This window comes from Brevibacterium sp. RIT 803 (genome assembly GCF_016892625.1).
GTDB lineage: Bacteria > Actinomycetota > Actinomycetes > Actinomycetales > Brevibacteriaceae > Brevibacterium.
The window spans coordinates 618,957-632,194 of the sequence record NZ_JAFEMW010000002.1; the positions used below are offsets into that span (position 1 = coordinate 618,957).

Sequence of the window (13,238 nt, forward strand, 5' to 3'; positions counted from 1 at the left end):
GGTTCCGGCCGGCCCGGCTCTATGCGCCCCGCTCTGAATCACTGCCGTGTCTGGCTGCTCCTCTCGTGAGCACGGAGGTATTCGGCCGGCGTGTATCCGGTGACGCGGTGGAAATCCGCTGTGAAGTGTGATTGGTCGAACCACCCGAGCTCCGCAGCCAGGTCACCGAATGCTCCGTCCCATCCCCGGTCGAATGCGGCGATGGCGTCCCTGATCCGTGCCCGGACCAGGATCTGCTTGACCCCGACACCGCAGTGATCCTGGAACAGTCGCTGCAGCGAACGCTCGCTTGTCCCGGCGTGCAGCGCCAATTCGCCGAGGTTGATGATCGTCGGGTCGTCGAGTCGGCCGAGGATCTGGCGGAACCTGGCATAGCCCTCGGTCATCTGCGGGCGAAAGGACAGCAGCCAACTCTCGATCGCGATCACGACAGCGGCCATGCCGTCCTCGGTTTTCAGGTGATCGCCGACAAGCAGGTCGTCGTGGACAGGCAGGTCGCCGTCGATGCCCGGGAACCAGGTCCGAGCAGGCACGGTCGTGTCTCGAATCGTCGCGGGTGATTTGTTCGCGAAGGCCACTGTGCCGCCGAGGTGGAAATTGACTCCGATGACGCCGCCGCGACCGAAGAGTCCGACATCGAATCGACGTCCGGTCACCGGTCCGGTCAGCCAGATTCCTGTACCGTTCGTGTTTGCTCGGACGATGTCGCCGTATTCGAGAGTGAGATTGATCGTAGGCTCCGAAACCGTCGCCGTCTGATAACGCTCGTCAGCGGCCAGATCCCAGTTCACCGACCAATAGCGCTTCACCCACGGCCGCAGCGCTTCGGCAACATCCGTCACGGCACAGTAGTGAGCGTGCTCGAGCAACTCTGCCGGTTTGAGCACCCGTCCGTAGAAGTGCTCGGGCGGTGATTCGCCGCGTGGCGGGTTTTTCCTATCGACGACCTCGTCCATAGAACAAGAATGACAGACATGACTGACACAGAGATGAACGTTTCCGATTCCACCACCTCGACGGCCCCTGTCGCGAAGCTCGCGATGGTCACGCTCGATGCCCCGGACGCTTCGGCGCTCGGCGACTTCTATTCCGCGGTGCTGGGGTGGCCGGTGGCGTACTCAGATGAGAACTACGCAATGCTCACCGGCCCCAGCAACGCTCTGGGCATCGGGACGATCCCGGACTACAAACGCCCGGATTGGCCCGACGACGGGCACAAGCAGTTCCACCTCGATCTCGCCGCCGATGACATCGAAGCTGCGGCCGCTCGCTGCATCGAACTAGGAGCGCCCGCGCCGATCCACAGCCAGGCGAAACCTGGGTGGTGCTCATCGATCCCGCAGGGCACCCATTCTGCCTCTCTGACGCGAAGAACTGGGGCTGACACATCTGTGTTGTCTCACCAAGGCGTCAGGTGTCCCCGCGGGGGCGCGTCTCAGTCCTGGATCAGCTTCTCGACCCGAACGATGTAGTGGGAGGAATCGAGGCCGTCGACGAGGATCGTCGCCGAATACTTATCGTTGGCTCCGGTCACGATCCAATTCGGCTTGAGGACTCCGCTGGGTGCAGCGGCTTCGTCAATACTGATGCCCATACCCAGCTTCACCGTCTTCACAACCTTCGTGCGCACCAGTGAACGCGCTGTTCGTCTCACCTGGTCCACACCCGGCTGGCGGCCGCCCTGATCCGAGGATTCGAAGGCATCAACCCAGTCAGCGACGGCCACACCTTCTCCACGGGGTTCGAAGTCCGCGATGTAGCCCTTGCCCGAGTAGGCGTTGACCAGAACGTTCATCCGTTGGCCCGGCGACACCGCAGACCCTGGTTTCGCGGATCGGGTGAATACGCCGCGGGTCCGTGCGCGCAGCGCCGTCCACCAGAACGGGTGGAGCACTTCCCTGACCTCAGCCTCCGCGTCGGGGAGCTTGCGCTGGAATACGGCGAGCGCCTCGGCGGCGGTGATGTTCGGTGCCAGCTTCAGCACAGAATCAGGAGCGATCAGACTGGACTCGCCAGCAGAACCGGACACAGAATGCTCACGCATCTTTGGGCACCTGTGCTGCCAGCGCATCGTTCTGGCCGGTGAGCATGTGGGCTGGGATGGCGCCGATCTTGTCTGTCTCTTTCAATGCGGCGACGACGTGTGCGGGCACTGGGTGGGACTTCTGGGTGGCCAGAGACACGAGGATGAGTGCCAGGGTTGAGCAGACGATGCCGATTCCCATCGGGTCGACGCCAGTGGCGTCGACGAGTCCGGTCAGCTGCCAGACGACCGAGGACACGGTTCCGAGCACCATCGAGGAGATCGCACCAGGAACATTGGCCTTCTTCCACCACGCTGCGGCCACGTAGACGGGAACGAATGCGGCACCGAGCACGGTCGTGGAGAAGATGACCACCTCGGCGACGGCCGGCGGATCGTTGACGGCGACGATATAGCCGATGATGGCGAGGATGAGGACGGTGAAGCGCGAGACCCACACGGACTGGCTGTCGGACATGTCCTTTTTGATGAAGCGCTGGAACAGGTCCTGGCTGGCGATCGTGCCCGACTGCAGAAGCAGTGCGTCCGCGGTCGACATGATGGCCGCCATGATGCCGGCCATGACGATGCCGACGGCGAAGTTCGGCAGCACCGTGTCTGCGACTTGGAACACCGCGAGTTCAGGGTTGTCGAGGTTGGGCAGGATGATGAGCGCCATGATGCCCACGATGTAGGGGGCGGGGATGAACAGGAGGTTGAAGCCGGTGGCGTACATGCTCGCTGTGCGCGCGACCGAGGGCCGCTTCATGGCCATGTGGCTGACGTTGACGTGCGGCCAGCCCATGTAGCCGATGGAGAATACGAGGACCGCGCCGATGATGACGCCCCACTGGACGGAGCCGATGCCCTCGGGGCCCCACATGGTCAGCAGGTTCGGGTTGATCTCACCGACGGCATTGTTGCCGGCCGTCCAACCGCCGACTGCCTGCAGCGTGCCGATGAGAATCCAGACCATGCCGATGAGCATGATGATGGCCTGCACGAAGTCGGTGTAGGCCACGGCAAGGTAGCCGCCGAGGAACGTGTAGAAGACGATGACGCCGACGGCGATGAGCAGCGCCCATGCATAGGGGATGCCGGTGACCATCTCGAGGCCGCGGCCCCCGGCGATGAACTGGCTCATGACGTAGAAGAAGATGCAGAATACGGCGACAGGGGCCGCGATGGCGCGGATCCACGGCGACGGGTAGCGGTGCTCGAGGTATTCGATCGAGGTCAGGGACCCCAAGATCTGGGAGAGTTTGCGCATCCGGCGACCCAGGATCGACAGGTTGAGCACTCCGCCGCCGATGTCGCCCATCGCGTACCAGAGCGAGAAGTAGCCCTTGGTGTACGCCAGCGATCCGGCACCGAGGAACATATACCCCGACATCGACGAACTCTGCAGGCGCAGCGCTGTCACGGCCGGGCCCAGGCTGCGCCCGCCCAGCAGGTAGCCTTCGCTGTCCTTGTTGCCGATCTTGAGCGTCCACACGCCGATGCCGGCCATGGCAACGAAGTAGATGACGAGGAACCAGGTTTCGAGGTTCATGCCAGTCCCCCGTTCTCAGTCCCGGACCTGCGGTCTTGATTCGCCGAGGTGGCCGGGCCGTTTGGCCTGTTCCCTCCGCTGGCATTGCGTGAGATCAGTTCCTGGTCTTCGGCGACGTCCTCGGCCTTCCAACCGCGCGAGAGGTAGACGAAGACCAACGTGTAGATCACCCATATCGCGGGGATGCCGAAGATGACGGCGACAGTTGCCGTCGGGAGACCGAACATTGAGACCACCTCATTGTGACGCTGAACAGGTTGCGGCGGTATCAGAACCGTGTCGACCACAGGCTGCGCGGGGCGACCTGTGCTTCCACGGGGCTCACCACCATGTTGAGGCGAGGATACAACGTTTTGTCAGATAGTTCTCAAGCTTCTCGGCCCAGAGTGCCGGCGACATCGTTAATCGCTGTCGACAAACGCATTTCACTGTCCGCAGATGGTCGATTTCATCGGCCGAAACGACCACTTGTCCACAGTAAATTGGCCGCACGTCATAGTTGGCACGGGCGTCCGGCCCACTCGCCCGGCTGGGCCCTGCAATCCGGCCTACTCGCCCGGCCAGTCCCTGCAATCCGGGAGCTCAGTCGACGGTGAAGTCCCGTTCGTGGAGGCCGGTGGCGCTGCCGGGGATCGCGGGGCGGCGTTCGGCGATCTGTTCGTTGCCATCTCGGTCGACCGCTCTGACCGTCACGGTGTGGGTGCCCGGTTCCACGTCATCGAAGGGGCATCGCCATTGTCGCCAGGTATCGGCAGTCAGCTCCTCACCCAGCTCTGCTGTGTGCCAGCCGCCGTTGTCGATGCGCACTCGCACCTCAGCGATGCCGACGTGCTGAGCCCAGGCCATTCCCGCGGTGATGATCTGCCCGTCCTTGTTCGGGCTGACATGAACACCGGCGCGGGGAACATCCACACGGGAGGCCACGAGGATGGGCCCATGTGTGGACCAGCCGCGCTTCGTCCAATAGGCCTCCTTGTCGGCGAATCGAGTGACTTCGAGTTCCGTCACCCATTTCGTCGCCGACACGAAACCGTAGAGTCCGGGCACAACGAGCCTGGCGGGGAATCCGTGGTCGCGGGGCAGCGGTTCGCCGTTCATGCCGACCGCAAGCAGGGACGCTCGGTCGTCGGTGAGCACCTCGAGGGGTGTCGAGGCGGTGAAGCCGTCATCGGATGTCGAGAGCACCATATCGGCCCCGTCCTTCGGCTGCGCACGTTTGAGCAGGTCTCGGACCGGGTAGCCCAGCCAGGTGGCATTGCCCACGAGGTCTCCGCCCACTTCGTTCGACACACAGGTCAAGCTCACGCGGTGCTCCTCCAACGGCAGCTTGAGCAGTTCTGCCATGGTGATCGTCACTTCCTCGTCGACCATGCCGTGGATTCGCAGCGACCAGGAGGAAGCGTCGACGGAGGGTGGGATGAGCGCGGTGTCGATGCGGTAGAAGTCGTCAGTGGGTGTCATGATCGGCGCGAGTCCGTCGATGTCCAGCTCGGCTCCGGCTGGGATCTTAGGCGCCGAGGTGGCCGGCCGTGGCAGCACGAGCTTCGTCACCGCTCCTGCCGCATTCCGGGCGAGAATCGATGCCGACTGCCCCGCAGCGATCGCGGCGATGCCCACCGCGCTCAGTCCTGCGGCGAGGCCGAAGAAGGCACGACGGTCGCTGCCCGGCTGGCCATCGATATCAGCACTCCGGTCTGTCTCCTGAGAGTCCTCGACTCGCGGTTCTCGGCCATCGCCGAGGCGGATCAACCCGGCGTATGCCGCGCAGCCCAGTGCCACTCCCCCAAGGGCCGGGATCGCGTCCAGGAGCGATCCGCCGGTGCTCAGCAGCAGAACCACGGGTAGGATCCCGAGGCCGATGAGCAGGATGAAGGACAGGGTGCGCCGGTGCAGGCCGATTCGTCCGATCACGCCTCCGAGGATCGCTCCGACGATGACCAGAGTGATGACGAGGGCGAGTTTGTCGTTCGTGCCGAAGATGCTGATCGCGGCCTTGATCACGGCTGTCGGCACGAGCGGGATGATCGTCTGCCCCAGGATCAGCAAAGGCGCCGAGGTGGCGGAGAAGGCACCGGCGATGAACTCGGCGGCGCCGAAGTACACGAGGGTCGCGACGATTCCGGCGAGGGTGAAGAGCAGCGGGCGGCGATCTGTCATCGTCAGTGTGGCACCTTCTCAGAGCGGCGGATGGTGCTGTTGATTATCCTCGTCTGCGCCTGGCGGTGGGGGCGAGAAACCTTACAGAACGGTGACGGGTGGGTTCACGGGCCGAACTCGACGGTACTCGACGATGAGGTCCGATCGATCCTAGGCAAGGCGTCGACGCAGTCGCACTGCCGCGTCGAGAAGCTGAGCCAATCGCTCCTGCTGTTGCGCCTCCGGGAGGTCTCTGGCCGAGGCCGTGCCCTCTTCGATGAGGACGACGACCTGGTCGGCCAGACTCTGATCACCCAGATCCGGGACCGTACGGTCACCGGAGCCGATGGACGAGAACTCTGCGAGTGCCTCGGCGATCGTGTCTCTGCGGGAGTGCGCACCCGCTGCAGTGACACGGGAATTCGGGCCCGCCTCGGCGAGCTGTCGCGGGTTGAGTCCGATGATGCGGATACGCAGACGGCGGACCTCTGTGTCGAGGTCCGCCGTGACGTTGTTCATGGCTCAATCATAGACACCGCTCCCGGGACCACGCAGCTGGGGTGGTCCCGGGATCTGGGGCGTCTAGTTCCTGAAGTAGGAGATGAGGCGCAGGATTTCAATGTAGAGCCACACGAGGGTGACCATGAGGGAGAATGCGCACATCCAGGAGTACTTCTCCGGGATCTTGTGCTTGACGCCCTCTTCTATCATCTGGAAGTCCATGATCAGCGTCATGGCTGCGAGCACTGTGGCGACGATGCCGATGACGATTCCCAGCGGTATGCCGAAGACCTCGATGCTGCGAGCTCCTCCGGTGCCGGTGAACATGGCGACGCCGAAGTTGATCAGGGAGAAGATCGCGTAACCGCCGATGGCGATGAACATGAACTTCTTCATCTTCGAGCCGTAGCGCACGCCCTTGAACTTGAACAGGGCGAGCATGACGCCGAAGACACAGAGTGTGGCGAGCACGGCCTGGACGACGATGCCGTCATACATCCGCTCGAAGATCCCGGAGATACCGCCGAGGAAGACACCCTCGAACGCGGCGTAGCCGATGATCAGGGCTTTGCTGGGTTCCTTCTTGAAGGCGTTCACCAAGCCGAGGACCAGCGCGATGAGCATCGCGGGCAAAGCGAGTGGCGGAACGAACCAACCGAGCACAGCACCGGCGAGGAGGATGGTGAAGAGAATGCCGGTCTTCATCATGACGTCGTCGTAGGTCATCGCCCGGTCAGCGACCTGCGGCCCAGCGTTACGGTTCTCAGCAGCTGGCTGGCTGAACAGGTTGTTGAGATCCTGGTCGGACATGACCGGTTCGTTGCGTCCGGCCTGGGCGCCCTGGTTGATCGCCCGGTTCATCATGGGGTTACTCACGGTCGAGATCCTTTCGATCTGAGCAGGTTGCTCGCGCAGACGAAATGCCACACGAGAGTTGAATCATGGTCTCAGTCTAGTCAACTGAGCTGGACAGTCACTGAAGAACCAGTGCCCAACCCAACGAGCGTTGCACGATCGTAACGCTCGTCGGCGGCCAGGTTATTCCCACATCCACGGCAGGCGTTGTATCCGCCCCACCTCGCGAGCCGAACCAGAGGCCTCAGCCCATGTGGTAGTTCGTGGCGGCTCCGGGACCCCATGGAATTCCGGTGGCCCACCAGATGAAGAAGAGCAGTCCCCAGAGAACGAACATCGCGAATGAGAGCGGAATGGTGAACGACAGCACGGTGCCGATTCCCGCATCCCTCTTATACCGCTGGATGAAGCCGAGGACCACGACGAAGTACGGGCTCATCGGGGAGATGATGTTCGTCGTCGAGTCGCCGATGCGGTAGAGGGCCTGCGTGGTCTCCGGGGCGATGGACAGGAGCATGAACATCGGAACGAGGACCGGTGCCATGAGCGTCCACAGTCCCGATCCGGAGGTCAGGAACAGGGCGCCGAGTGCCACAAGCAGCCATCCGCCGAGGAGGATGACGAATGTCCCCGTCTCGAGTGAACCGAAGAACTCGGCTCCACGGATCGCCAGGATCTCGCCGAGGCTCGACATCTTGAACAGCGCAAGGAACTGGCTGGCGGCGAAGAATAGGACGATGACGGGGACGAACGGCAGCAGTCCCTTTCCCATCATGTCGGGAATGTCGGAGGTCTTCTTGATCGATCCGGTGGCGTAGCCATAGACGATGCCGATGATGAAGAAGCCGAAGCCGATGATGGCAGCGATTCCTGCCATCAGGCCCGATTCGGGGCCGAATCCGCCGGCTTCATCGCGCAGGAAGGAGCCTTCGGGCAGCGCGAGGAAGAACAGGATGGCAGCGCAGGCAACGATGCTGAGTACAGCGAAGAGCACTCCGCGCTTCTCGTTGGCGTCCAGTGCCATCTTGACGTCGAAGTTGTCGGGGTCGTTCTCATCCGGTTCGTCGAGTTCGATCTGGTCGGCGCGCTTGGTCAGCAGGAGTTCGGTGACCAGGGTGACGGCGCCCGCGACGACGAACATCGAGACGAAGTTGAAGTAGAAGTTCGCGACGGGACTGACCACATATTCCGGGTCGATGATCTGAGCCGCAGACGTGGAGAGCCCTCCGAGGATCGTATCCAAGGAGTTGACCATGGGTGCTGCCGAGTATCCGCCTGAGGTGGCGGCGTAGGCGACAAGGCAGCCGAGCAGCGGGTTGCGTCCCACAGCTTTGAACGCGAGCCCGCCGAGGGGAATCATGATCATGTATGAGGCGTCGGAGGCGATCGACGAGGCAGTGCCGGCGAGTGCCACGATGAACGTGATCCACTTCGGTGAGGCACCGGCGATGGTTCCGCGCAGCATTGCCGGGATCAGCCCGGACTGCTCGGCTACGGCCACGCCGATGAGCACGATGAGGACCAGGCCCAATGGTGGGAACGTGACGAAGTTGTTCGTGGCTCCGGCAACGATCTCACGCAGGGATTCCGTGCTGAAGAGGTTGGTCACCGTCACCGTCTTGTCGGTGGCCGGATTGACGGCCTGCAAGCCGGAGGCGGAGAAGATTGCCGAGAGGATCATGACCACGACGGCCAGTGACAGGAACAGCCAGAAGGGGTGAGGAAGCTTGTTTCCGGCCTTCTCGATGACGACCAACAGGCGCATCAGCCAACTGAGTTCGGCCGGCTTCTTCTGTTTCGTGTCGGTGACAGCGGTGTTGCGCGACATCGATGCTCCTCGGTGGTTCGTCAATGGGGTGTGCAGATGAGCCGGACGAAGCCGCTCACCTCGGCGGCCGGTCAAGACCTGAGTGTGGCAGGGACCACTGTGTGCAAGTTCTCAGTGTCGTGGACAATGCCGATTGCGGCGAGCCGATCTCATATCCTGGATCGCCTGCGGGCATCCGCCGAGGTGGTGAGTGCGTGTCGCCCGTCGACGTACCCATGTGTCGCCGGACGCGGACTGTGCAGCTCGGCCTCGCATCCTAGGCTCGAACCATGAGTTCACATGCTGCCTTCGACGGGCACCCATCCGCTTTTCCACCCCAGCGTTCGCCACGTCCTCCACGACCGCCTCGGCGCCTCGGACTGCCGCTGTGGGCGATCATCGCCCTTGCCCTGCTCGCCGCGCCTCGCGTCATCCTCCACGACCTCGACATCATCACAGCCGGCACCCTCATCAACGCTGCCTTCGTCTTCGTGCCGCTCCTCGTCTGGATCGGAGTCGTACTGTGGGCGGCGGTTCCGAACGCTTTCCTCACGCTGCTCGCGGTCGGTGTCTTCTACGGCGTCTTCCTGGCTGCGGGTCATCAGATCTTCTGGACTGCGCAGTTCGACGGGGCGCCGCCCCGCCTCGGCGGGAACCTCTCGGATCTCGATCCGTTGGTATCGAGCCTGATAGTTCGAACATTCGCCGCTGCCTCGAGCCTGATCACAGGCACTGCCGTCGGGGCCGGGGTCGGGCTCCTCACCTGGGTTCTCGACCGACTGCTGAGACGCAACCGCACAGTATCCGCCGCAGTGGAGCAGGGTTGACGCAGAGACCGACGCCCCGCCGGAAAGAGAGAATGCCGACCACACGTTGGTGCGATCGGCATTCTCAGGTTGCTGCGGCGTTCAGCTCAGCGGTCGAGGTTTCCTTGGATGAAGGCTTCGACGGCGTCGTGTGCTGCGTCGTCGCCCTTCTGCTCCGGGGGCGACTTCATGAAGTACGAGGATGCAGAGATGAGAGCTCCGCCGACACCTCGGTCGAGGCCGATCTTCGCTGCACGGACGGCGTCGATGATCACTCCGGCCGAGTTCGGTGAGTCCCAGACCTCGAGCTTGTACTCCAGCGACACCGGAGCATCGCCGAAGTTGCGTCCCTCAAGACGGACGAAGGCCCACTTGCGGTCATCGAGCCACTCGATGTAGTCGCTGGGACCGATGTGGACGTTGCGGGGAGCGAGCTCGGCCGTCGTGTTCGAGGTCACGGCCTGGGTCTTCGAGATCTTCTTCGATTCGAGGCGCTTGCGTTCGAGCATGTTCTTGAAGTCCATGTTGCCACCGACGTTGAGCTGGTATGTGCGGTCGAGGACGACGCCGCGGTCTTCGAACAGTTTGGCCATCACACGGTGGGTGATGGTCGCACCAATCTGGCTCTTGATGTCGTCGCCGACGATCGGCACTCCGGCGGCACGGAACTTCTCGTCCCATTCCTTGGTGCCGGCGATGAAGACGGGCAGGGCGTTGACGAAGGCGACCTTCGCATCGATTGCGGCCTGCGCGTAGTACTCGACGGCCTCCTGCGAACCCACGGGCAGGTAGCAGACGAGAACATCGGCCTTCGCGTCGCGCAGCGCCTGCGCGACGTCAACCGGTTCGGCGTCGGATTCGTCGATGGTCTCGCGGTAGTACTCGCCGAGTCCGTCCAGGGTCGGCCCGCGCTGAACCTCGACGCCGGTCGATGGCACGTCTGCGATCTTGATCGTGTTGTTCTCGCTGGCCGTGATCGCCTCAGCAATATCCGCGCCGACCTTCTTGCCGTCGACATCGAATGCGGCGACGAATTCGATGTCACCGACGTGATAGTCCCCGAATTCAACGTGCATGAGGCCCGGTACTTTACTGCCCGGGGCTGTATCCCGGTAATACTCAACACCTTGGATCAGGGAAGAGGCGCAGTTGCCCAATCCGGCAATCGCGACTCGAATCGATTTCGTTCCCACGTCTGTGATATCTCCTTTGTCATTCCGGGTCTCCCCGAGCGTCGAGTCTCCCCGACTGGGGCCACCTTGGAATGACCCCGACTATTCATCTTAATGTCCTCGTCAAAACGGCGAGACGTCTTCGTCGAAACGGCGAGACGTGTGATCGGCTTGGCGGTTGGCCTCCGCCGATCGCGGTATGTGCGCTCAGCTGACGACGAGCGGTTCCAAAACCAGGTCCGGGTGATTCTTCTGCACACCCTGGAGCCGCCACCGATCCGAGAACAGAGCCAGCAGCTCCCCGTCGGACCGGTGCAGAACTTCAACTGATCGTTCCCTTGCCAGAGTCGGGACGCATTCCGGTGTGGTGCGCCTGGCCAACGAGAAGTTGAGGCGCTCCAGCGCACAGGGTGCGTGGAATTCGTTGTTCATCCGGTCCTCGGCGACCTCGAACTGCATCGGCCCGACGGCTCCGAGAACTGGGGCCTGATCGCCGCGCAGGTCAGAGCGCAGCACCTGGATGACGCCTTCGTGGTCGAGCTGTTCGATGCCGCGGCGGAACTGCTTGTACTTCGAGGAGTCCTTGGCCCGGATCACCATGAAGTGTTCGGGAGAGAACGTCGGAATCCCTGGGAATTCGACCTTCTTGTCCAAGTAGAGCGAATCGCCGACTCGCAGAGCACTGGCGTTGACCAGACCGACGACGTCACCTGGGAATGCTTCGTCGACGACATCCCGGTCCCGGCCGAAGACCTGCTGCGCGTACTTCGTGGCGAAGGGTTTGCCGGTCGCGGCGTGGGTGAGCACGGAACCGCGTTCGAAGACGCCGGAGCAGACACGGATATAGGCCAGCCGGTCACGGTGGTTGGAGTCCATTCCAGCTTGGACCTTGAAGACGAATCCGGAGAACGGGTCGGCCACGTCACGGGGTTCATCGTCCTTGTCCAGCCGGGCCTCTGCAGCAGGTGCCAGGTCGACGAGCATGTCGAGGAGTTTGTGGATGCCGAAGTTGAGCACCGCCGAGGCGAACATCACCGGGGTCGATTTACCGGCCAGGAAGGTCTGTTGATCGTGGTTCTGATCTTCCATGTCGAGGAGATCGGATTCGTCGACCGCGGTCTGCCAGGCATCACCTTCGAGCTCGATGGCTTTGTCCGCGGCGTAGGTCTCTTCCCCGGCGATGGCGGCACCGGCATTGGTGCGGTCGTACTTCGTGTATTCACCGGTGAGACGGTCGAGGACTCCCCTGAAGTCACCGGATTGCCCGACAGGCCAGGTCAGCGGGGTGGGCAGGAGGCCGGTGCGCTCCTGGACCTCATCCATGAGCTCAAGAGCGTCGAGACCGGCACGGTCCCATTTGTTGACCACGGTGATGATCGGAATGTTGCGGTGGGCACAGACTTCGAAGAGCTTCATGGTCTGCGCCTCGAGGCCCTTGGCCGCATCGATGAGCATCACGGCGCAGTCGACGGCTGAGAGCACACGGTAGGTGTCCTCAGAGAAGTCCGCGTGGCCCGGGGTGTCAACGAGGTTGAAGACCGCATCCCGGTACTCGAACTGCAGCGCGGCCGAGGAGATCGAGATGCCGCGGTCCTGCTCCATCTTCATCCAGTCGGAGACAGTCGCGCGGCGACCGGCCTTGCCGTGGGTGGCGCCTGCCTTGCCGATGGCTCGCGCGTGCAGGGCGAGCGCCTCGGTGGTCGTCGATTTACCCGCGTCGGGGTGCGAAATGACAGCGAACGTCCGGCGGCGAGCCGCCTGGGTTCGAATGTCCTTGTCAGAGTACTGGCCAGAAGTCACCAAAATATCTTATCTCTCTTCTGTCTCTGACCGGGTGTCCGGTCAGTCACAGTTGTGGTCGGTGCGCTTCTGCTGCTGAGTTGGGCGAGCGTCTGCGGCTGAGTTCAGTCCGCGTGAGCGGTACAGCAGGGGCGTCCAGCGTCCTGTCGGATTCTGCGATTAAGCTGGGTGGCGATGAATGAGGAATTTGTTGAATACGCCGGACGCTCTGAACCGAAGGAACGCCTGCTCAAGGCCCTACCGCTGATTCTCGCAGCGATCCTCGGCATCCCCTTCCTCGTGTTGGCGATCAAGTTCTCCCTCGAGATCGGCCAAGTCACCAGTTACCTCTTCGACCTCGGAACCTCCGGTTTGGAAGCCTTCAGCATGGTGATGCTCAGCCTCTCCGGTGCATTCTGCCTCGTCTTCTACCTCGTGTTCCTGTTCATCGGCACCCGAAGGCGCACCTGGAAGTGGCGTATCTGGTGGTCTGTCGCGGCCTTCCTGGCTGCGGCCATCCTCCCCATCTGGTGGCTGTTCGCCGGCTACTTCACCTCCGCCCCCGCCTAGCTTCGCAGCCGCGTCGTCCGGTGCCCATCAGTATTCG

The 13,238-nt window shown here is 62.8% G+C and carries 13 protein-coding genes; 3 read left to right on the top strand and 10 right to left on the bottom strand.

Going from position 1 to position 13,238, the window contains the following annotated elements:
* Positions 1-38 precede the first annotated feature (38 nt).
* The gene (locus JTF07_RS10070; RefSeq protein ID WP_204234091.1) at positions 39-956 is read right to left on the bottom strand and encodes a helix-turn-helix transcriptional regulator; all 918 of its coding nucleotides are present in this window, start codon (positions 954-956) and stop codon (positions 39-41) included.
* An 18-nt stretch (positions 957-974) separates the two neighbouring features.
* Here JTF07_RS10070 and JTF07_RS10075 point away from each other — a divergent pair, with 18 nt between their 5' ends.
* Positions 975-1,472: a VOC family protein gene (locus JTF07_RS10075; RefSeq protein ID WP_252199681.1), complete on the top strand. Its 498-nt coding sequence runs from the start codon at positions 975-977 to the stop codon at positions 1,470-1,472.
* Here JTF07_RS10075 and JTF07_RS10080 read toward each other — a convergent pair.
* From JTF07_RS10080 to JTF07_RS10110, 7 genes are all read right to left on the bottom strand, one after another.
* Positions 1,436-2,044 carry a hypothetical protein gene (locus JTF07_RS10080; RefSeq protein ID WP_204234092.1) on the bottom strand — a complete coding sequence of 203 codons (609 nt, stop codon included), beginning with the start codon at positions 2,042-2,044 and terminating at the stop codon, positions 1,436-1,438. The two genes, JTF07_RS10075 and JTF07_RS10080, sit on opposite strands and share 37 nt — an antisense overlap.
* Entirely contained in the window at positions 2,037-3,575 is a 1,539-nt protein-coding gene (locus JTF07_RS10085) for a sodium/proline symporter (protein ID WP_204234093.1), read from the bottom strand. Before JTF07_RS10085 ends, JTF07_RS10080 begins: the two co-directional genes overlap by 8 nt.
* Positions 3,572-3,802 (bottom strand): hypothetical protein, encoded by a 231-nt coding sequence (locus JTF07_RS10090; RefSeq protein WP_204234094.1) that lies wholly within the window; start codon positions 3,800-3,802, stop codon positions 3,572-3,574. The genes JTF07_RS10085 and JTF07_RS10090 overlap by 4 nt, the downstream gene beginning before the upstream one ends.
* 355 nt (positions 3,803-4,157) lie before the next feature.
* Entirely contained in the window at positions 4,158-5,732 is a 1,575-nt protein-coding gene (locus JTF07_RS10095; RefSeq protein ID WP_204234095.1) for a molybdopterin-dependent oxidoreductase, read from the bottom strand.
* Positions 5,733-5,882: 150 nt separating this feature from the next.
* The gene (locus JTF07_RS10100; RefSeq protein ID WP_204234096.1) at positions 5,883-6,230 is read right to left on the bottom strand and encodes a hypothetical protein; all 348 of its coding nucleotides are present in this window, start codon (positions 6,228-6,230) and stop codon (positions 5,883-5,885) included.
* A 63-nt stretch (positions 6,231-6,293) separates the two neighbouring features.
* Positions 6,294-7,076, bottom strand: a complete 783-nt coding sequence (locus tag JTF07_RS10105) for a Bax inhibitor-1/YccA family protein (protein ID WP_204234214.1) — start codon at positions 7,074-7,076, stop codon at positions 6,294-6,296.
* A 235-nt stretch (positions 7,077-7,311) separates the two neighbouring features.
* On the bottom strand, positions 7,312-8,895 hold the full coding sequence (locus JTF07_RS10110) for an AbgT family transporter (protein WP_204234097.1): 1,584 nt from the start codon (positions 8,893-8,895) through the stop codon (positions 7,312-7,314).
* Positions 8,896-9,164: 269 nt separating this feature from the next.
* Here JTF07_RS10110 and JTF07_RS10115 point away from each other — a divergent pair, with 269 nt between their 5' ends.
* Complete coding sequence (locus tag JTF07_RS10115) at positions 9,165-9,701, top strand: hypothetical protein (protein ID WP_252199682.1); 537 nt, start codon at positions 9,165-9,167, stop codon at positions 9,699-9,701.
* Positions 9,702-9,787: 86 nt separating this feature from the next.
* Here JTF07_RS10115 and JTF07_RS10120 read toward each other — a convergent pair whose 3' ends face one another.
* Positions 9,788-10,873 (bottom strand): inositol-3-phosphate synthase, encoded by a 1,086-nt coding sequence (locus tag JTF07_RS10120; RefSeq protein ID WP_204234098.1) that lies wholly within the window; start codon positions 10,871-10,873, stop codon positions 9,788-9,790.
* Positions 10,874-11,059: 186 nt separating this feature from the next.
* Entirely contained in the window at positions 11,060-12,652 is a 1,593-nt protein-coding gene (locus JTF07_RS10125; protein WP_204234099.1) for a peptide chain release factor 3, read from the bottom strand.
* A 174-nt stretch (positions 12,653-12,826) separates the two neighbouring features.
* Between JTF07_RS10125 and JTF07_RS10130 the strand changes: the two genes are divergently transcribed.
* Positions 12,827-13,201: a hypothetical protein gene (locus tag JTF07_RS10130; protein ID WP_143921066.1), complete on the top strand. Its 375-nt coding sequence runs from the start codon at positions 12,827-12,829 to the stop codon at positions 13,199-13,201.
* Positions 13,202-13,238 lie beyond the last annotated feature (37 nt).